The sequence below is a fragment of the Mycobacterium sp. IS-1742 genome (assembly GCF_001500125.1).
Lineage (GTDB): Bacteria > Actinomycetota > Actinomycetes > Mycobacteriales > Mycobacteriaceae > Mycobacterium.
Window position 1 is genome coordinate 21,374 of sequence record NZ_LQIV01000034.1, and the last position, 19,924, is coordinate 41,297.

A 19,924-nucleotide genomic window follows, 5' to 3' on the forward strand; every position below is an offset into this window, starting at 1 on the left:
CATGCGAGGAGCTAACGGCGGGCTGTCGGCGAGGCGATAAGTTAGTGCGGATTCTCCCTGCGGGTGGGACGTCAGCAATGGTTGGAGCCCGGTCGCACCTCTCTGGGGGCCGCACGCGAGCATCCCCCCGGCGCGCCGGGTCCGGCAGCGCGTCGGTTCAGCTGGTCGGGTGTCAGCGCTTCTTGCCGTGGAAGAGGGCGTCGGTGGACGAGCGCTTGGCGGAGGCCTTGGCGTGCTTGGCGGCGCGCTTCTCCTTGAGGCTCCTACCGGCCTTCTTGGTCATGGTCGATCTGGGTGATTTGTCAGACATCGTCGGCCCTTTGCCTCGGGGGGCCATGGTGGTCCCGACGGACCGATTTTACGCCGCATCATGGTCGGCGGGCCGAAGTCGCGCCAGGTCGGCGCTCGCCGACGGCCGGCGGTCGGTCATGCGGTATGAAGCAAGGCGGACACAGGAAAGGACGCTCATGCGCATCGACGGAATCTCCACTTTGGTGACCGGGGCGTCGTCCGGTCTGGGGCGGGCCACCGCGACGCGGCTGGTCGAAAAGGGCGCCTCTGTTGTGCTCGTCGACCTGCCCAGCTCTGACGGCACCCGCGTCGCCGACGAACTCGGCAGCGCAGCGACCTTCGTTCCGGCCGACGTGACCGACACCGAGGCGCTCGACGCCGCGCTCGATGCGGCAGTCGAACGCGGTCCCCTCCGGGCGGTCGTGCACTGTGCGGGCCGCGGCGGGGACCGCCTGCGGATCCTCGACAAACAGCAGCAGCCGGGCGACCTGGACAGCTTCGCAGAAGTGTTGCGGGTCAATCTGATCGGCACGTACAACGTGGTGCGCCTGGTGGCCGCGCGGATGGCAGGCAACGACCTCCTCGACGGGGACCGGGGAGCCATCGTGATGACGGCATCGGTGGCCGCGTTCGACGGTCAGATCGGCCAGACCGCCTACACCGCCTCCAAGGCCGGGGTGCACGGCATCACGCTGGTGGCGGCCCGCGATCTCGCGTCGTATCAGATCCGCGTCAACACCATCGCGCCGGGAACCTTCGACACCGCGATGCTCGCCCGACTCCGCGACGACATCCGGCAGGGACTCGCCGAGGCGATCCCGCATCCCAAGCGGCTCGGCGACGCGGCCGACTACGCCCACATGGCGGTGAGTCTGATCGAGAGCCAGTACGTCAACGGCGAGACCATCCGTCTGGATGGCGCACTGCGCATGGCCCCGCGCTGACGGTCCCGGCGTAGTTTCCCCGGTGAGCACTGCCGTGCCATGCTCGTGCCATGGTCTCCGTGCCGGAGACGGTGTACGCGCGGGATGGCGACGCCCATCTCGCCTATCAGGTTGTCGGCGGCGACGGGCCCGATCTGCTCTTCGTCCCGACCGCCACGTTCCCGATCGACCTGCTGTGGGATGACCCGACCGTCGCCGGACACCTGCGCCACTTGGCGTCGTTCAGCCGGTTGATCCTCACCGATCTGCTCGGGACCGGGAGTTCGGATGCGGTGCCGATCAAGGACCGGCCGGCGATGCAGTCCTGGGCGGACGGTCTGCTGACGGTGCTCGACGCGGTGGGCAGCGACTCGGCGACGGTGTTCGGGATGTCCGAATCGGGCCTCTCGGCGCTGCTGCTGGCGGCCAGCCACCCGCACCGGGTGCGTTCGCTGGTGCTCACCAACCCGTTCGCGCGGTACCTCCGTGGCCCGGACCAGCCGTTCGGGATGCCGGAGGCGACGTTGGCGCGGTACCTCGAGGCAGCCGAACGGGCGGTGGGCAGCGGTGCGCTGGTCGATCAGCTGGCCCCCAGCTGGTCGGGTGATGCGGCGAAACGTCGGTGGTGGGCGCGCAACGAGCGGCTGGCGGGTGGGCCCGCGCACTTCCGGGCGATCCTGGACCTGTTCCTGCGCACCGACATTCGTCCGGCTCTCGGGAGCATTCAGGCGCCGGCGCTGCTGCTGCACCGGCGTGGCGACCGGCATGTCCGCGGGGAGCACGCAGCAGACATGGCCCGGCGGATCCCGCACGCACGCCGCGTGGAACTCGACGGCGACGACAACGCGTGGTTCGCGGGAGATGCAGACCGTGTCGTCGATGAGATCGAGTCGTTCGTCACCGGCGGCCGGGCGGTCCCGCAGTCCAATCGCGTGCTGTCGACGGTGTTGTTCACCGACATCGTCGGATCGACCGAGCTGGCCGCGGCGCTAGGCGACGGCGAGTGGACGGCGCTGCTCGCCGCGCACGACCGGATCGTCGAACGCGAGGTGGCCGGGGCCCGCGGCGCAGTCGTCAAGTTCACCGGGGACGGGGCGCTGGCGACCTTCGACGGTCCGGCGCGGGCGATCAACTGCGCGAGGGCGATTCGGGAGGGCGTCGCGGATCTGGGCCTGACGATCCGCACCGGACTGCACACCGGTGAGGTGGAGGTGACCGACGGTGACGTCCACGGCATCGCGGTGCACATCGCGGCGCGGATCATGGCACTCGCGGCGCCCGGAGAGGTGCTGGTGTCCGGGGTGGTGCCCCCGCTGGTGCTGGGGTCGCGGTTCGAGTTCGCCGACCGTGGCCGCTACGAGCTCAAGGGCGTGCCGAACCGGTGGCCGGTCTTCGCGGTGCGGGAGTGATCGGCGAATACCGGGGTGTTAGCTGTGCGGCTCACGGGGTAACCCACCGACATGCCGTTAGGGGACGGTACGAAGATCGCTGGGTACACGATCCAGCGGATGCTCGGCTCAGGGGGAATGGGCGAGGTCTACCTCGCCCAGCATCCGAGGCTGCCGCGACAGGACGCGCTCAAGGTGCTCAAGGCCGACATCTCGGCCGACGCCGACTTCCTGGAGCGGTTCCATCGCGAGGCCGACCTCGCCGCCAAGCTCTGGCACCCGCACATCGTCGGTATCCACGACCGCGGGAGGTACCGGGGGCGGTTGTGGATCTCGATGGACTTCGTCGACGGCACGGACGTCGGGCGTCTGCTGCAGCAGAAGTACCCGAACGGGATGCCGGCCGAGGACGCGCTGGAGATCGTCACGGCGGTCGCGAGCGCGCTCGACTACGCGCACAGCCGGGGGCTGCTGCACCGCGACGTGAAACCCGCCAACATCCTGGTTGCCGACGTCGACAACGGTGAACGGCGCATCCTGCTCGGCGACTTCGGGGTGGCCCGCGATCTGGCCGACGACACCAGCGGCGGGCTGACCGCCACGAACATGACGGTCGGCACGGCCGCCTACGCCGCACCCGAGCAATTGATGGGGCTCGACGTCGACGGCCGGACCGACCAGTACTCGCTGGCGGTGACGGCGTATCACATGCTGACCGGCGCACCGCCGTTCCGGAACTCGAAGGCGGCCGTCGTCATCGGCCAGCACCTGAACGCGACGCCGCCGCGTCTCGCCGACACCCATCCGGAGTTGGCGCCGCTCGACGCGGCGATGGCGCGGGCGCTGGCGAAGGATCCCGACGAGCGGTTCGCGACGTGTATGGATTTCGCGCGGGCGCTGGAGGCGCCGGAGAACGGGGAGCCGCCCCCGGCTCTCGGCGAGGCCGAGACGATGGTGCGGTCGGCGGCACCGCCGCCTGCTGCGCCTGCGCAACCGGCCGCGCCGGTCCCACGCCGCCGCGCGGGGGGATGGCTGGCGGCTGCGGCCGTGGTGCTGGTGGCCGTGGCGGCGGTCCTGGGTTACCTCGTCTTCGCTCCCGGCGACGAGAAACCGGCCCCCGAACCGTTCACGCTGGCGGGCACGCTGCGCCTTCCGGACGAGGTGATGAAGACCAGCGGGCTGCCGGGCGGATACACGTGCGCGGGCACGAAGACCTACGGCGACATCGGGCCCAATGCACCGGTCATCGTCGAGGACGAGGCCGGCAAGCTGCTCGCCAAGGGAGCCATTCACGGGAGCGACAGTGAGCGTGAGGGGTGCTCACTGTCGTTCCGGGTTCCCGAGGTGCCGACCGGGGCGAAGTTCTACCGGGTGCAGGTCGCGCATTCCGCGGAAGCGAACTACACCGAGGCCGAGGCGAAGGCAGGCGTCGAGGTCGAGGTCGGACCCGTCGAACCCGAGCCGTCGCCGTCGCCGTCGCAGTCGCCGTCGCAGTCGCCGTCAACGGTGACCAAGACGCTGCCGCCACCACCGCCTGTCACGCCGGATGTGGAGCAGCGCAGCCTCTCTCAGCTGCAGACCATTGCGCGCAACGACCGGCCCTACGTGTCGCTGTATCTCACCGACAGGTGGCTTCCGCAGCTCAGCGCCAAGCGTGTCGGTCTCGAGGCCGAGGGCACGGTGTGGGACAACGAGCAGATCCTCGCGGAGCATCTGGCGATTCGAGAGGAGTACCCGGGCGCGCGGCTCCTGTGGTCGGGTGACTGGTCCACGTACGACAGCCGCAATTTCTGGATCACGATCGTCGGCTGGACCTCGACGGATCCGGGGGAGATCCTCTCGTGGTGCACGTACGAGGGGTACGACCGGGACCACTGCATCGCCAAGATCGTCAGCACCTCGCGCGGCCCGGACGACACGACGAAGACGAACCCTTAGTCCTCGAGCGCGCGGCCGACGATCAGCGGGTCCGGGTCGCAGACCACGTCCGAATCCTTGTCGTCGTAGTCGAACTTCGACAGGAAGAAGCGCATGGCGTTGATGCGGCCGCGTTTCTTGTCGTTGGTCTTCACGACGATCCACGGCGCGTGGTCGGTGTCGGTGCGCAGGAACATCTCCTCCTTGGCGCGGGTGTAGTCGTCCCACCGCCGCACCGCCTCGATGTCCATGTCGGAGAACTTCCAGTGGCGCAGCGGGTCGACGAGCCGGATCGCGAACCGGGTGCGCTGCTCGGCCGGGGACACCGAGAACCAGAACTTCGTCAGGTGCAGGCCCTCGTTGACGAGCATCTCCTCGAAAACCGGTGCCTGGCGCATGAATTCGTCCTGCTGCTCCTCGGTGGCGAAGCCCATCACCTTCTCCACGCCGGCGCGGTTGTACCAGGACCGGTCGAACAGCACCATCTCGCCGGCGGTGGGGAAGTGCGCGACGTAGCGCTGGAAGTACCACTGCGACTTCTCCTGCTCGGTGGGCTTCTCGAGCGCCACCGTGCGGGCGTAGCGGGGGTTCAGATGCTCCATGAAGCGCTGGATGGTGCCGCCCTTGCCTGCGGCGTCGCGTCCCTCGAACAGGATGATGTGGCGGGCGCCGGTGCGCTTGCTCCACCGCTGCAGCTTGAGCAGTTCGATCTGCAGTTTGCGTTTGAGGAACTCGTATTCGGCGCGCGGCATCCGCTCGTCGTACGGGTAGTGCTCGCGCCAGGTCTGGATCGGGTTGCCGTCGCGGTCGAGCAGGACGGGGTCGTCGTCGTCATCGTCGGCCACGGTGTAGCCGTGGTTCGCGGTCGACAGGGCGTCGAGGTCGATCTCGGTCACGCGGACGGCGTCAACCGGATCGCAGCGATGCCGAGTCGGGTTGCGGCCTCGGTGAATTCGTCTTTCGAGGGCACGGTGTCGCCGCGAAACTTGAGGCCCATGGTCTGCTGCGCCTTCTTGGCGCCGTAGTTCTCCGCGACGCGGTGGACGATGTCGGCGACGGTGCCGGCGTCGGTGATGAGTTCGCCGTTCATCCGGCTCGTCCGGCCGTGGTGGGTGACGTCGGCGGGTGCGCCCTCGCGGAAGTTGTACTTCCACTTCGCCTCGAGGATGACGTAGAGGTCACCGTCGAGGTGGTGGGCGCTCACCGGGACCGAGAACCGGCGGCCGGTCTTGCGGCCGGTGAAGCTGACGACCATGAACTGTGTGAGCGCGGAGCCCAGCGGGGTCTTGAGCGCGACGCGCAGCGCGGGGTTGATGACGTTGAGCAGCGCCTGTGGTGGGTGGGCGACGTCGATTGAATCGGCCATGTCTCCACGCTAACGGCGCAGCGGCGTGGCTGCCTCGAATTTGGAGGCCCTCCCTGAGGACTGCCATTCGAGCCACCGTTCCCACCGTCTGAGGTTGGCCTGCTGCCAGCGTCGGTCGATGTGCGGGCTCAGGCGGCGGGCGAGTTCCAGGCCCGCGATGAACGGGGCCCGCGCGAGCAGCAGCGCGATGCCCGGAAGCGCCGACGGCAACCGGTAGCGGCGGCGGTTCCACGGCAGCATGTACAGGCCGAGGTAGCCGGCCTGCACGCGGTAGTGGTACTCGGCGCGGAGGCGTTGCAGGCCCGTGTGCGCCGGGGTCGGCTCGAAGGCCGGGACGAAGGATTCGACGAGTTCGGCGCCGTCATCGCCGCTGTCGTAGCTGCGTGCGGCGTCGGCCATGAACAGTATGCGCCAGGCGTCGGCGACGGTTTCGGGGAAGTAGCCGTCGCAGCGGACGCCGACGAGGTGGCCGCAGTAGCGGTTGAAGTGCAGCACCGCGCGCATCTCGTGCGGTGAGGTGAGGTGGCCGAGCGCGAACAGGCCGAGCGCGGGCGCGACGCTGCCGCCAAGCACGGTGAGCAGCATCGCGGACTGGCTGATCGGCAGGCCCCAGCGCTCGGCGTCCCATTCGGGATGCCGTGTGACGCGGTCGCGGACACTGACGTGCATGATCCGCACATGCAGAGAGATGTTGCGCGCGGCGGAGTTCGGGGTGAGTAGCGCGCCGGGGCGGCTCACCTCGATCCACCAGCGGGAGGTCTCGAGGTAGCGGTGCAGGGCGCGGTCGCCGGCGTAGCCGCCGGACAGCGACAGCGGGACGGCGAGCCACCCCTCGGTGTAGGTGTCGTTGGTGCCGGCGTTGCCGAGGGCGCCGAGCGCGTAGGCCCAGCGGCGCCATACGGCGGCGCCCTGTTCGAGGAGGTCGGGGTCGAGCCAGTCGGGTTGCTGTTCGAACTCGGCGAAGAGGTGGCGCATGGAGTCGGGGGCGTCGGGCACGGTGTCGACGCCGTCGCGTTGGGCTCGCTCGACGAGGTCGCGGGCCTGCCGCGCGCCGAGGTCACCGTGGTAGGTCTCGGCGACGAAGCGTTCGGCGGTCGGGTCGCCCTCGGTGAGGCCCTCGATGAACCGTCGGGCGGTGGCGTCGTCGGGCAGGAGGTCGATGCCGAGCCTGCGGGCGGAGTTCACCACGCGGGCGCGGCGGCCGGTGGGCGGGTAGCGGAACGCGGTCGGCATGGGTCCGTCATAGCGCACCGAAGCCCCGAATCAGCGGAATTGCGGATGGGACACCGGTGCGGTGACCTGTTCGAGGCACCGGGCGAATTCAGCCGAACGTGTGACATCCCGGTTGGGGCGGCTGTGGAAGTATCCGCCGCGTGGGTTTCAATCCGCCGCCCGGATGGCCGGTGCCTCGGGGATGGAGCCCCCCGGCGGACTGGACGCCGGACCCGGCATGGCCGCCCGCACCCGCCGGCTGGCAGTTCTGGACCGACGATCCTGCACCGATTCCGCAGCTGAGAACTGGTGAGAAACAACGACAATCGGAGCCACCGCGGCGCGGATCGAAGGCCGCCGCCGTGGTCACCGTCTGCGTCGTGGCCGTCGCCGCGCTTCTGGGGGCGGGATACATCTTCCTCACTGGTCGGAGTCACGACGACGGGGGCCGCGCCGCGGCGGGGCAACTCCGCAACACATTCCCCGATCGGCCGTCCACCGGCTGGCGGGTCGACTCCGCCACGATCTTCGACGGTGCGGCGTTCGTCCGCCCCGACGCGACGTCCTATCAGTACCAGCGGCCCGGGTTCATCGACCTCGGCGATACGTTGATCACCTCCGCGGTACTGCCGCAGACCGACCGGGGTGCGACGCTCGTCGCGATCGACGCGGAGACCGGGGCAGTCACGTGGACCGCCGACGCGGGGTTTCATCCGGTGTGCGCCACGGCGACCGTCGACGGTCTGCTGCCCTGCCTGGGACAGGAGTCGAACTTCGGCCCACCGGGGTCCGGTGCTCCGCCCTATGTCCACTTTCTCCGGATCTCGGACGGCGCGGTCGCGCACAGGATCGCAGTCTCGGAGGAGACGCGCGCCGTCGAAGTCCACGGCTCCGCCGTGTACACGACGAGCTACGACTACGCCGCCGATATCCGGTCGATGACGCGTGGGACGACGGACACGCTCGACGCGACCTGGCGCCGGAGTTATCCGGTCGGCGACGGCTCACAATCGTGTCCGGGCTCCGGGGACACCACCTACGACGGGGTCGACCACGGCGTGGTGTATTCGGGCAACGACGGTGGCATGGTGGTGGCAGATGCCGCCGACGGGACGCGGTTGCTCCCTGGTGAGGTCACCGAGCTGAAAGTGTTTCCGGGGCAGGGGTTCACGGCCCGCCGCTGTCACGGTGGCGATCCCGACACCGTCGACACGGTCATCGTCGACACGCGGGGCGACGTCCTGCGCGAGGTGACCGGAGCGGTGGCCGACCCGTGGCTGGTCGACGCCGAGGCGGATGTGCCCTACATCGCCGGCCGCACCGCCTACGACTTCGCCACCGGGCGCGAGGTGTGGACTGCGTCCGGCGGGGTGTCGGAGCTACACACCATCGTCGGCGACACCGTGCTCGGCGGCGGCGGCCGCGACGACGGGCCGCTCACCGCGTTCGACATGGCCACCGGCCGGCAGCTGTGGACGAGCCGGGTCGACGTCGGGGACTTCGAGCTGTCCGACGGCCGCCGCGTCATGGCCGCGACCGCCGACGGCCTGGTGGCGATCGATCTGGCCACCGGGGAGGAAGCCTGGTCGATGGCCTGGACCGACGGCCGGATGTCCGTCGGACGTGCCGGTACCGGATTCGCCTACGCCGCAGTCGATGTGATCACGTTCTACCCGCCCACCGGCGGACCGGCAGGCACCCCTGGGCGCGCCGGTGGTGACGAAGCCGCGGACGTGTCAGCCGCCGTGGTCACCAAATGCGGTCGCACGCCGGAGATGCGTCCCGTCGAGTACCGGGCCGAGAACGGCGCGCTCGTCGTCAAGATGGAGGTGAAGGCGCGTTGTCCCGGCGGGGACGTCGTGTCGACGAACCGGTTACGGGTGACCATCAGGGACGAGCGCGGGCTCGTCTGCTCCGCCACGTTCGACTTCTCCCAGGATCCGCTCGTCCTGGGGCCGGAGGGCTCCGGGCCGGTCCTCGTTGAGCTCACCTTCGACAGCGGCACGTACTCACGGCATCCGAACACCCTCGGCGACAACGCCGGTCGGCGATCGGATGGCGGAGCCGTCACGCAAGCAAGGGCTTCGGGTAACGAAGTGGTGGAGTGCGAGGACGAGGGCACCACCGGCGGCGTCGAGAGCGCCCCCGGGCCCACCGCGAACGGTCGTCAACGTTCGGTGAGTTCCGATTCTCGAGGCGGACAGGTTTTCTGCGGCAGCGACGCCGACACCATGGCCGCTCTGAGAGCGCAGGTCGACGCGGACCGGCCATATGTGCAGTCCTCCCTCGCTGATCGGTGGGTGGCCCAGTTGTCGTCCAAGCAGCCGGGTCTGGTCGCACCGGATGTCGACGGCCGGGTGGTGACGTGGACGCCGTGCGAGATCCTGCAGCAGCACCTGCGAATGCGGGGGCAGTATCCCGAAGTGCGCCTGGTCTGGAGTGACGAGTGGCGGACCTTCGATCTGCGCGGCTGGTGGGTGACCATCGCCGGCGTGACGTTTCCCGACGCGCGCGCCGCCAACGGGTGGTGTGATGCGCGGGCGATCCCCGTCGACGAGTGCTACGCGAAAGTGATCAGTAATACCCGGGATTCGCGCGGCACCACGGACTACCGCCGCTGACGGCGCCGATGTCGTCCCAACGGCCGATACCGCGAGCACTTCCGCTGCACCAGAGTGGGTTTGACGTCCATAGGACCCGGCGAAGGGATGCATCATGTCAGTCAAGAGGATTGTCGCGAAGGCAGTCATGATCGCCGCCGTGCCGACCGCGTTCGCGGCCATACCCGCAGCGGCCCAGGTGTGCGATGGTGAAGGCATCTCCGCCGATCTCGGCCAGGCGCTTCAGGTGGTGCGGTGTTCCCCGGGCTGGGCGTACGTGACCACCGGCGATCTCGGTGACGCCTCGTCGCTGGTCCGCCTGACCGGTGACAGCTGGACGCGTTACACGGGTTTCCCCAGCTCGATCTGCCGCGGCCAAGCGGCCGCCGACGGTGTGCCGGCCACCGAACTGTCGAGCTTCCGGCCCTGCTGACACCTGGCCGCCGGTTGCGTTGCTCGCCCCCGGGCTCGGGATCGCCAGATCGCCACGGCCGGAACGTGCGGCAACGGCCCCGAGCGCGCCACGACTGAAGCCGGGGGCGGATCTCACCGGGTCTGACGTCCGTGCGGGTCTCCACGCTCTCACCGTGGGCATAATTGACGCCCTTGGCAAACAATTCGCCATCGTTTACCTGCGACTTTGCTACCACGGCGTGCGAAGTGCGCTGTTGTTGGCTAAGGTCTGCGCCATGCACGGGGGGCGTGCAGACGGCGCTGTCGCCGGTGGTCATGCGGGTCGAGATCCGCGACAGGACCGCCGGTGGCGGTCCGTGGAGGTGCCGGGGGGAGCCTAGATGACTGACCAGTTGACTGCTGAGGGGGTGGCGGTGCAGGTCGCCGACGACGAACGGCGACCGGTCAGCGTCGTCATCATCGACGATCACGACGTCGTCCACGCCGGAGTCCAGGCCTGGTGTGCGGCGGCCCACCCACCGATCCGCTTCGTCGGAAACTTCCTGGACCCCCAGGACTTCGTCGATCGGTACCCGGTCGCGTCACCCGACGTCGACGTGGTGCTGTTCGACCTGCAGATCGACGGCAACAGACCCTCGTTCGACACGTTGCGCGAGCTGTGCGAGTCAGGGCACCGGGTCGTCGTGTACTCCCACATCACCGCCGACGAGATCATCCTCAGCTGCCTGGACTTGGGGGCCATCACCTACCTGGCGAAGTCCGAGGGTCGGGCCCATCTGATCGAGGCCATCCACGCGGCGTCCTCCGACACCCCGTACATGGGGCCGCGGATGGCGCGGGCGCTGCTCAACGACAGCGCCGCCGGGCGGCCCAATCTGTCGGAGCGCGAGAAGGAAGTGCTCGTCGCCTGGTTCCAGACGGAGAGCAAGGAGCTGGTGGGCAAGCGCCTCTACATCGCACCTAGCACGGTGCGCACTCACCTGCAGCGGGCCAGGGCCAAGTACGCCGCAATCGGCAGGCCGGCGCCGACGAAGTCGGCCCTGCTCGCCCGCGCCATCGAAGACGGCATCCTGAGCCTTTCCGATCTCGTCTGAAAAAGCGAGAACGGCAGCGCGAGGAACGTTTTCACTGCGGCCGTTCCGCCTGTCGACCGTTCGAGCGACAGACGCACGCCGTCGTGTTCCGTAACGTTCCGGAATGAGCGAAACCCGGACGATCGGAGCGTCGATGACTGCCCCCTCCGCCGAACACGGCGCGAGCTTCCGGGCGCAGACGTGCATCGAGCCGGACCGCATCGCCCATCTCGTCCGTGACGTCAGCGAAGCGGTGCAGGGCGGGTTCCCGAGGGCGTTCATCAGGTTCGAGGGTGCGGCGCCGGGACGCTTGTCCTTTTCCGTCCGCACGCGATTCACCCAAGCCGAGCTGATGTCGTTCGACGTCGCCATCGCCGAACTCGACGACGGTTTCACCAGTCTGAGCGTCGATATCTGTGATCGGTTGACTCACAACAAGATATTGCCTTGGCTCCCTTTGGCGAACTGGTCGCTGGGTCACGAGATCTACAAGCGGTACGCGCGGGAACTGGCGGGTGCGTTGGCCCGGTTCGATCCCATGAGCACGGCCGTACTGCTCGACAGGGTGGCGCGGCCATGACGTCGACGGCACTCACCTTGGCGCTGATCGGTTTCGGCATCGTGGGCACCACAGTGTGGGGGAACGTCGAATTCTGCCGCCGACGAAACCGCGGGCACACCGGAGATGTTTTCCGACAGGACATGTCGGCATTCAGCCCCACCATCGACGACGTGGATCTGCGGCCCTTCGTTCAGGCCGGCCGCCTGCGAGTGTCGCGCCGCAACCGCTGATCGTGGTCACAGCGTCGCCGCGAGGGGCCGCTCGACGATCAACCACACCGTGTCGTCGGTGACGACGACGTCGCCGCCCTGACCGGTCACCGCCGCCGCCAGAGGGTTCGGATCGGCGACGCCGCGACACACCACACTCAACGTCACCGAGTCACCCGCGGTGCCCAGCACCACGTGGGCGCTCGAGATGTCGGCCGACAGTACGGTGTCCAACGGCACAGCCAGAGCGGCGGCGGCCGCATCGTCCAGCGGCGGCAGAGCGCCACCCGTGTCGACGGTCACATCGACGCCCCGGGCCTCGGCCGCGTCGATCGCCGGACGCAGCCGCCGCAGTATCGGATTGGCGAAGGTCTTCGACTGGTCGAACAATGCTCGCAGCCTGCGCGATTCGGCACGGGCTTCGCGCTGCATGGATTCGGTGACCGGTTCACCGTCGCTCAGCCGCTGAAGCAGCGGGACCACCGCGGCGATCAGGTCGGCATACCGGCGCCGGTTGTCGTCGGCCACGGCGCCGGCCACGCGTTCGGCAACGACCAGCCGGCGGTGCGCCGCGACATCGGCGTGAACATCCGCGGCGGCGTCGCGCATCAGCCCGTCGAACATCAACGCGAACAGCTGCACGCCCAGGATGCTGGCGGTCCCCAAGCCGATGTTGACCAGAGCGTCGGCGGTCGGGTAGCGCCAGATCTCCACGGCGGCCGCCGCCAGCCAGAATCCGGTGAGGATGGTGACCCCGCGTCGGCGGGGCATCGGCAGCACCTGCAGCAGCACACACCAGCCGACGCCGCCCTGCACCCAGTCGGCCTGGGTGCCGATCTTCTCCGGCGCCAGCAGCATCATCTGGGTGACCATGACCCCGGCCAGCGCGGTGAGGTTGAGCCACACCGGAATCCACGGCCGGCCACGCCGCGCGGGAAGCGCGAGCAGGGCGCAGATGCCGGCGACGATGCCCAGTGCGGTCTGCGCGGTCGGATGTCCGGCCAGGGCCACCCCGTAGGGCACGGTTGCGACGAGGTTGGCGACCGCGTAGGCCGTCAGCGCGGTGGCGTAGATCAGCCGGACCCGGTCGATGAGACCGTCGGGATCGGCGACGGGCGGTGTCGGCGGCGCGTCGGGCGGCGGAGACCACGTCAGCACGACGCTGGTGCCCGCCCTCGGCGCGGACCGTATTGACGCCGATCCGCCCGCGCGCGTCATGCGGGCCGACACCGACTCCGCGATGCCGTGCCCGCTGGAGGCGCCGGATGGGTCGAAGCCCACGCCATCGTCGATCACCGACACGGAGGTATCACCGATCACCACGCGTGCCTGGGTCGCGCGGGCGTGGCGGTCGACGTTGTTCAACGCCTCCCTGGCCGCCGCGGTGACCGCGTGCGCCACCTCCCCGTCAATCCAGAGGTGTTCGGGGCCTTCGAGACGGGTGGGCGTGCGGGCGTGGGCGACCACGGTGCGCAACGCCCCGACCACATCCACCCGCGCCGGGATGGCGGGCCAGGGCCCCTGTCGCAGGACGTCGAGGTCGCGGCGCGCCTGCGCAGCCAGACGCTCGGGTGGCAGGTCGGCGCCTTGCCCGACCATCAGCAGCGTCGAGGCTGCGGTGTCGTGCAGCAGCGCGAGTTGCTCGCGTTCGAACGCCCGGACCGCCTCGTCGATCTCGCGCGCCAGCTGGGCGGCCTCCCGGGCCCGACGGGCGCTGTCGACCGTACCGGCGACGTGCAGCAGCATCGCCCGGATCAACGACGCGGTGACCCACTGCAGCGCGAAGTAGTACACCGCCAGCACCGACCACACCTGTTCTGACCCGACGACCTCAGCCGTCCCTGCGGCATACGCCGCGGCGATGCCGACCGTCATCGGCAGGGTGACCGACGCCGGTAGCGACACCGCGAAGCTGACCACCGCGGTGCCTGCGATGGCCTGCGGAGCGCTGTTGGTCAGGTAGAAGCCGGGATCCGATACGAGCAGCGGGATGGCGGCGCAGACAGCCAGCGTGACGCCGAAGTCGATCGCGGTGACGACGTAGGCCTGGGAGCGGGTCACTGCCCGCAGCAGCGACCACAGCAGCACACCGGCCAGCAACCACCGACCGGCCGGGGCGACCCCGGAGGCGGGATCGGCGAGTGCGATCACGGCGACACCCGCGTTCACGCAGTGCCTCATGAGCAGGCCGACGGTCGCAGCGCGTCGCATCAGATGCTGCCGTGACACGTCCTCGACCTCGGAACGGCCGGAGACGGTGGAGAGCCTGATGACCACACCTGCCTTCGACGGGCGGCGACGCGAGCCTGCGGCGCAAGGGGTTTGCCCCGGGCGCCGTGCGTGAGTCTATGGGCGGCGACGCGCGAGTCCAAGGGTGTCGCTGTCGGTCGATCGGAGGAAATTCCACCCGTCGCCGCCGAAGGCCGCGCACGCCGCCGCGCCGCGGTTTACCTTGCCTTGAACGCACCGCCGGTGTGTGCCGGTCGGCATCGTGAACTACTGGGGTGACTAGCCAGCGTGAGTACCGCGCTTCGGGTCGGGAGGGCCGGTCCGGCCCGCCGTCACCTGTCCCGTCGAGTCGGGCTGGTGTGTCTGCTGGTCCGGCACACCACCAGCCTCGTGGTCGCCCTGCTCGCCGCGGTGGCCGACGGTGACGTCGCTGCGCACCCGTCCGGGCGGCTGCTTCTGATCCTGCTCGGGCTGTGGTCTGTCTACCGGCTGGCGACCCGGTCGCAACTGTGGCAGTTCACCGCCGCGGACTTCTGCTGGATCGTCGCGGTGGGCTGCAGCGTCGGGATGATCGTCGGTGACGCCGCCGCATTCGAGACCCACAACGCCGCCCAGACGATCGTCGGCGTCGCGGTGGCGACGTTCGTCATCGAGATCCGGCCCGGTCTCGCGACGCCGATGACTGCGGTGATCGTGTTCACGTACGCGTGGGCGACGGCGCAGGTCGTCGGGTGGGACGATGTGGCCCGGGTGGCCGACATGTACTACCTGGTGGCCGGATGGGCGGCGACGACGGTCATCCGCATGATGTCGTGGCGGATCGCCGGTGCGGTCGACCGGGCCCACGACGAACGGCAGACGGCTGAGATCGCCCGCAGTGTGTCGGCCGCACGCCGCGACTATGACCGTGAACAGCTTGCGCTGCTTCATGATACGGCGGCGGCGACGCTGCTGATGGTAGGCCAGGGTGCCCAGGTCGCCGACGAGCGGCTCGCGGCTCAGGCGCGGCGTGACCTCGAGCTGCTGGAGAACCCGCCCTGGACCTCGCCGGCGGTCGCCGTCGACATCGTCGAGGCGCTGCGCACGGAGACCGCGTTCCTGCAGACGGCGGTGCAGTTCACCGGCCGTCGGCAGCTGTGGCTGCGCGGCGAACTGGCCGGCGCGATCGTGTCGGCGGCGCGCGAGGTGACCAACAACGTCGACCGCCACGCCCAGGCGAACACGATTCGGATCGACGTGGCGGACGACCGGGTCACCATCGCCGACGACGGCATCGGTTTCACGCCCGGAACGGGCCTGTCCGGCCACGGCATTCGCGCGTCCGTCGTGGGCCGGATGAGCCGTGTCGGCGGCAGCGGTTCGGTGCGCTCGACGCCCACCCAGGGCACCGTCGCCGAGTTGTCCTGGCCGGAGCATCGGCCCATCTCGGCGTCGGTCGACGCGGCGACCGGCGCCGACCGCCTCATCGGTCGACTGCGCGCGGCATACACGTTGGCGCTGACGGCCTACGCGATCGTCGGACTCGTCACCGCCGCGCCACCGATCGCGACCTACGAACGATACGGCGACGCCCAGGTGGGGCTCGCCGTGCTCGCCGGACTGTGCGCGCTGTCGTCGGTGCCTGCCGTGTTATACCGGGAGCGTCGCCCCGCGTGGGTCGCGGCGGGCGTCCTGGCGGTCATCGCGTTTCTGCAGCCCGCGCTGCTGACCACCCGCGAGTTGACCACCCACGCCAACTGGGCGCCCGCCGCGGTCGGCTTCTGTTTGTTGCCACTGCTGTTGCGGTGGGACACGCGGCGGGCTGCGGGCACCCTGCTGGCGTACTGGGGCGGACCGGCGGTCATCGCGTTCGTCCGTGATCCGGGCACGCCCATGTTGGTCTTTCTCGGCCTCAGCCTGGCCGGGACGCTGATCCCGCAGATGTTCGCAACGCTGTTCAGCTCGTGGGCCGCCCCGGCGGCCCGCGACGCGCGCGCCGAGCACGACAACCTGCTGCAGGTCGTCACGGCCGAGAAGGTCGCGGCCGCGCTGCAGGCCGACCACCTCAAGCGGTACGCCGACATCATGGCCGGCGTCATCCCGCTGCTGCGCACACTCAGCCGTGGTGTGCCGGTGACGCCGGAGATGCGTCGGCAGGCCAGAGCCGAATCCCGGCGCCTACGAACGCTGTTCGATCGGCTCCGGGCCGATCACGCGCTGCTGTTCGAGATCCGCTCGCTGATCGAGGCCGCCGAGGACCGCGGAGTCGAAGTCACGGTGCATTTCGACGGCGACCTCCCGCCCTACGACCCCTCGGCCGTCGACCGCATCGTGCGCCGGGTCGAGCGGGTGATCGCGCTGGCCACGGTGTCCGCGCGCATCGTCGTCACCGGCGCGGCCGAGGCGGTCACGGTCAGCGTGGTGTGCGAGGTGGCTCCCGACGATGCGGGCCGCGACATCGACGTCGACGGTGCCGAGCTGGTGTGGTCGGGACATACGGTATGGATGACGATTCGGCAGCCGGTCGAAAGCGGCGCTCATAACTAGCCGGTCGCCCGAACAACCGACAGACATGGACCGCGGGCACTTCTACGATTCGGCCATGCGCCCGGATTTACAGCCGGCGGGGCCGGTCGGGTCCGCCGACGCTCCCGTCATCCGTGTTCGCGCGAACACACTGACCGAACGGCGCAGGGCCGAGCCGGTTTCGGTGGAACCGATACTCGAATACCAGCGGCGTTAACCGCGCCAGATCGACGGCGGGGCGGCAGGCCGCGGCTGCTGTGCGGGCGGTGCCGGCCGTGCGGGTGGCCGGGGCCGCGTGGCGACGGGTTGCGGCGGCGGGGCCGGGGTTTCGCGGGGCGGTGCGGCCTGTGGCGCTCGATGCGTCAAGAGCAGCTGCTGGATCAGGTTTTCCGCCTCCAGCATGCGCGGGTACTCCGCCTTGTCGACATCTATCCGCAACGCGCCGCCGCCGCTGTGGGTGACGATCAGCGCGAGACCGCGTGCCATCCACAACTGGAAGGCCGCGAATCCGAGCAGACCGAAGGCGACGAGCAGCAGCAGCGCGCCGAACGGACCCATCCCCATCATGCCGACACTCGACGTCAACATCATGAACCCGGCGAAACCCGCGACAGCGGCGGACAGCACCCGCCGCTGCGACAGTTGGCGGCCGACAGTCGTGCTGGAGACATGCCTGAGCGGGGTGCTCGACTCCGTGTGTCCGACGCGGATCACGAACAGCATGTACTGCGGATGCCGGACGATGACGCGCTCACCCGTGATCACCAGACCGGTCTTGATGTGGCGCAGCAACGGTGACGGTGTGAAATCGCCGGCGAACAGGGCTTCTTCGCCGGGCAGCAGGGCGATGTTCTGATGCTCGGAGGTGCCCGTTGTGCCCGTCGTGCCCGTGCCGAAGTGCTGCTCGGCCTGGCGGAGGTAGTCGGAGTGTCCGTTCGGGTTCATCGGTTTCTGCTCTCTGGACGGTTGGGCGGGATGTTCATGACTACGGGATCGGGCAGTGGCACGGACGTACCACCGAGGTCGATGACGCCGCCGGCCCGCTGGACGATCTGCTGGCCGGTGCCGGCGTCGGTGAGGGTGAACTCCCTTGCCGCGCCGGAGTTGTCGGTGGCGGCGTACTTGACGGCGACCACGGTCTGCGGGCTGAATGCGGGCCACTGCTCGCCGTCGAGCCGGTAGTGGGTCAGCGTGCCGCTGTCCGGCGGGGCCAGCGGGGCGCCGGATGCGCACCGCACCCGGGGAACTCCGAGCGGGTCGATGAGCACGGCGCTGCCTGCCTGCAGCACAGCCTGTTTCGGGTCGGGCGCATCCTCGGCGGGCGTGTGGGTGGTCACCCAGGTGTCGGAGAGCAAGACGACCGCGGTCAACGTGTTGAGGTAGTGCGGGATCTGCTGGGGGGTGATCCCGAGCGCCAATCCCCAGACCCGCGCGGTGTCGGGGTCGGCGTCGAGGTCGTTGGCCAAGGTGACGGCATCGCAAGGAGTCGTCTGGCCGGTCGCGCCGTAGAGACCGGGTTGGCGGCCGGAGACCACCCGCACCCCGCGGTCGGCGCGGACCGGGATCTGCTCGAGCAGTTCGACGGTCTGGGCGGCGGTCTGATCCGAGATCGTGACGGGAGCAACGAGGATCGAGCGGGTGAACGTGTCGACGGTGGGGGTGTTCGCGGCGATCAGCACGGCCTCGCCCGCGGTCCTGTCCGAGTCGTCACCGGCGGAGAACAGCACGACCCCGATCAGCGTGGCGACCACCAGCGCCGTCAGCAGCGCCCCGGACACCGCGAGGATGGCCGTGGTGCGCGGGTCACGCGTGCCCGGCGGATCGGGGTCAGCCCAGTCGGTCTGCGGGTGGGTCACCAGGAGCCGCTGCCCTTGGCGTCGATGTCGACCTGGTCGATGACGTCACCTTGGAAGCTCTTGAGCCCTGCGGCGGATGCGGCCGCTCGGGTGTCGGCCCCACTGCTGACTGCGTCGTCCCACTGTTCGGACAGTTCGCCATATCCTGCGACGTGCTCGCCGATGCCGAAGACGGTGAGCGGGTTCGGCTTCCCCGAGAAGACCTCGACGTTGTCGTTGCCGTCTTGGGCCGAGTTGCTCCACATGCCGGGGTTGACGGCTGACGCCGAGGTCACGACGTCTTGTCCGTACTGCAGGTGGACGGCCGGAATGTTGAGGTCATTGCGGACCGGTGATCCGAACGTCACGATCTGCTGCACGTTGAATTTTCCGGACGCCGCGATGTTCTGCGCGTCGAGTCCGCCCTGGCTGTAGCCGACCAACATGATGTCCGCGTCCTTGGGTATCAACCGCTCCAACGCTTTGACCTGTGCATCGTCCAGGCCGCCGCTGATGGCGTTGACGTTCGCGCCCCAGTTCTGGCTGCCGGCCAGGACGGTGCCGCCGATGTAGACGATGTACTTCTCCTCACCGTCAACCATGACCTTCTGCACCCGGTATCCCGACATGTCAGGGCCGAAGGGGTCCCATCCGTTCGGGGTGTCCTGGAGTTGCTTCCACATCTCGTTCAGTCCGCTGGGGGACTGCGGGTAACAGGCGGTGCCGGTATCGCTTCGTCCACCCGCACCGCCACCCCCGGCTGCGCGGCTGGCGTCCTCCTGCTCATCGGCATTGCGACGCAACACCTCTGCACCGGAACGCAAGGCGCTGATCGCGGCGTTGAGCGCGAACACCGATTGGCCGTTCCACTCCGATCGGAATCGTTCCGAGTCCGGGCCGCGCCAGATCGCCGCGTTGGACACGAAGCCGTTGAGTCCCTTCATCGAACCCTGCAGCCGATCCGCCGCCTGGATGAATTGGGCTGCGGTGGTGCGGAGTTGATCGGGATCGGCACCGGTGACGGTCATTGTTCGCCCTCCTCGGGAAGAGGGTTGCGCGTGCGCTGCCGCTCGGGCCGCGCACGAGCAACCCGAATTCGTGATCGCGCCTAGACGCTGGCCTGCTGTTGCTCGGTGGCGTTGCGGTTGGCGTTCTGCGACGCGTTCTGCAGTGCGGTGACGACCTGGCGCAGCTGCGGCACGTGCTGGCCCTGCCAGTCGGCCTTGAAGCGCTCGGCGTCGGGGCCCATCCACTGCACCGAGTTGACCGCCGACGTCAGCTGCGCGATGACGCCCTCGATGTCGCCCGCTTTCGCGTTGAGCTGCGTCGCCAACTGACGTACCTGATCGATGTCCTGCCCGAAAAGTGCCATGTCTTCCTCCTGTGGTGTCGTTCGTTGT

General features: G+C 69.2%; 18 protein-coding genes. 9 read left to right on the forward strand and 9 right to left on the reverse strand.

Features of this window, described 5'->3' with window-relative positions:
- Positions 1 to 172 precede the first annotated feature (172 nt).
- Positions 173 to 310 carry a hypothetical protein gene (locus AU196_RS25885; RefSeq protein WP_197415827.1) on the reverse strand — a complete coding sequence of 46 codons (138 nt, stop codon included), beginning with the start codon at positions 308 to 310 and terminating at the stop codon, positions 173 to 175.
- 157 nt (positions 311 to 467) lie between these two features.
- Between AU196_RS25885 and AU196_RS17680 the strand changes: the two genes are divergently transcribed.
- Genes AU196_RS17680 through AU196_RS26385 form a run of 3 tightly spaced genes read left to right on the forward strand, consistent with a single transcriptional unit; the run spans position 468 to position 4,540 of the window.
- The gene (locus tag AU196_RS17680) at positions 468 to 1,235 is read left to right on the forward strand and encodes an SDR family NAD(P)-dependent oxidoreductase (RefSeq protein ID WP_059096383.1); all 768 of its coding nucleotides are present in this window, start codon (positions 468 to 470) and stop codon (positions 1,233 to 1,235) included.
- Positions 1,236 to 1,285: 50 nt separating this feature from the next.
- Positions 1,286 to 2,623 carry an adenylate/guanylate cyclase domain-containing protein gene (locus AU196_RS17685; protein WP_059096384.1) on the forward strand — a complete coding sequence of 446 codons (1,338 nt, stop codon included), beginning with the start codon at positions 1,286 to 1,288 and terminating at the stop codon, positions 2,621 to 2,623.
- 51 nt (positions 2,624 to 2,674) lie between these two features.
- Positions 2,675 to 4,540 (forward strand): serine/threonine-protein kinase, encoded by a 1,866-nt coding sequence (locus tag AU196_RS26385; protein WP_059096385.1) that lies wholly within the window; start codon positions 2,675 to 2,677, stop codon positions 4,538 to 4,540.
- Here AU196_RS26385 and ppk2 read toward each other — a convergent pair.
- The 3 genes from ppk2 to AU196_RS17705 are packed head-to-tail and all read right to left on the reverse strand — an operon-like array spanning position 4,537 to position 7,118.
- Complete coding sequence (ppk2, locus tag AU196_RS17695) at positions 4,537 to 5,415, reverse strand: polyphosphate kinase 2 (protein ID WP_059096386.1); 879 nt, start codon at positions 5,413 to 5,415, stop codon at positions 4,537 to 4,539. The genes AU196_RS26385 and ppk2 overlap by 4 nt on opposite strands.
- Positions 5,412 to 5,885, reverse strand: coding sequence for a hypothetical protein (locus AU196_RS17700; protein WP_059096387.1), 474 nt, complete (start codon positions 5,883 to 5,885; stop codon positions 5,412 to 5,414). Before AU196_RS17700 ends, ppk2 begins: the two co-directional genes overlap by 4 nt.
- A 9-nt stretch (positions 5,886 to 5,894) precedes the next feature.
- Positions 5,895 to 7,118: an oxygenase MpaB family protein gene (locus AU196_RS17705; protein WP_059096388.1), complete on the reverse strand. Its 1,224-nt coding sequence runs from the start codon at positions 7,116 to 7,118 to the stop codon at positions 5,895 to 5,897.
- 359 nt (positions 7,119 to 7,477) lie between these two features.
- Here AU196_RS17705 and AU196_RS17710 point away from each other — a divergent pair, with 359 nt between their 5' ends.
- The 5 genes from AU196_RS17710 (at position 7,478) to AU196_RS17730 (ending at position 11,976) form a co-directional block, all read left to right on the forward strand.
- Complete coding sequence (locus AU196_RS17710; RefSeq protein ID WP_157546435.1) at positions 7,478 to 9,718, forward strand: outer membrane protein assembly factor BamB family protein; 2,241 nt, start codon at positions 7,478 to 7,480, stop codon at positions 9,716 to 9,718.
- Between the two features lie 94 nt (positions 9,719 to 9,812).
- Positions 9,813 to 10,130, forward strand: coding sequence for a hypothetical protein (locus AU196_RS17715; protein WP_157546438.1), 318 nt, complete (start codon positions 9,813 to 9,815; stop codon positions 10,128 to 10,130).
- Between the two features lie 361 nt (positions 10,131 to 10,491).
- Entirely contained in the window at positions 10,492 to 11,205 is a 714-nt protein-coding gene (locus AU196_RS17720) for a response regulator (protein ID WP_059096391.1), read from the forward strand.
- A 133-nt stretch (positions 11,206 to 11,338) separates the two neighbouring features.
- Complete coding sequence (locus AU196_RS17725) at positions 11,339 to 11,764, forward strand: hypothetical protein (protein ID WP_157546441.1); 426 nt, start codon at positions 11,339 to 11,341, stop codon at positions 11,762 to 11,764.
- Positions 11,761 to 11,976: a hypothetical protein gene (locus AU196_RS17730; protein ID WP_059096393.1), complete on the forward strand. Its 216-nt coding sequence runs from the start codon at positions 11,761 to 11,763 to the stop codon at positions 11,974 to 11,976. Before AU196_RS17725 ends, AU196_RS17730 begins: the two co-directional genes overlap by 4 nt.
- 6 nt (positions 11,977 to 11,982) lie before the next feature.
- Here the strand turns inward: AU196_RS17730 and AU196_RS17735 are convergent, their stop codons facing one another.
- Positions 11,983 to 14,232: an ATP-binding protein gene (locus AU196_RS17735; protein ID WP_157546444.1), complete on the reverse strand. Its 2,250-nt coding sequence runs from the start codon at positions 14,230 to 14,232 to the stop codon at positions 11,983 to 11,985.
- 240 nt (positions 14,233 to 14,472) lie between these two features.
- Between AU196_RS17735 and AU196_RS17740 the strand changes: the two genes are divergently transcribed.
- The gene (locus AU196_RS17740; RefSeq protein ID WP_157546447.1) at positions 14,473 to 16,710 is read left to right on the forward strand and encodes an ATP-binding protein; all 2,238 of its coding nucleotides are present in this window, start codon (positions 14,473 to 14,475) and stop codon (positions 16,708 to 16,710) included.
- 192 nt (positions 16,711 to 16,902) lie between these two features.
- Here the strand turns inward: AU196_RS17740 and AU196_RS17745 are convergent, their stop codons facing one another.
- From AU196_RS17745 to AU196_RS17760, 4 genes are all read right to left on the reverse strand, one after another.
- Positions 16,903 to 17,634: a hypothetical protein gene (locus AU196_RS17745; RefSeq protein WP_059096395.1), complete on the reverse strand. Its 732-nt coding sequence runs from the start codon at positions 17,632 to 17,634 to the stop codon at positions 16,903 to 16,905.
- Entirely contained in the window at positions 17,631 to 18,545 is a 915-nt protein-coding gene (locus AU196_RS17750) for a DUF6777 domain-containing protein (RefSeq protein WP_059096396.1), read from the reverse strand. The genes AU196_RS17745 and AU196_RS17750 overlap by 4 nt, the downstream gene beginning before the upstream one ends.
- Positions 18,542 to 19,552 (reverse strand): WXG100 family type VII secretion target, encoded by a 1,011-nt coding sequence (locus AU196_RS17755; RefSeq protein WP_059096397.1) that lies wholly within the window; start codon positions 19,550 to 19,552, stop codon positions 18,542 to 18,544. The genes AU196_RS17750 and AU196_RS17755 overlap by 4 nt, the downstream gene beginning before the upstream one ends.
- 80 nt (positions 19,553 to 19,632) lie before the next feature.
- The gene (locus AU196_RS17760) at positions 19,633 to 19,896 is read right to left on the reverse strand and encodes a WXG100 family type VII secretion target (protein WP_011854623.1); all 264 of its coding nucleotides are present in this window, start codon (positions 19,894 to 19,896) and stop codon (positions 19,633 to 19,635) included.
- Positions 19,897 to 19,924 lie beyond the last annotated feature (28 nt).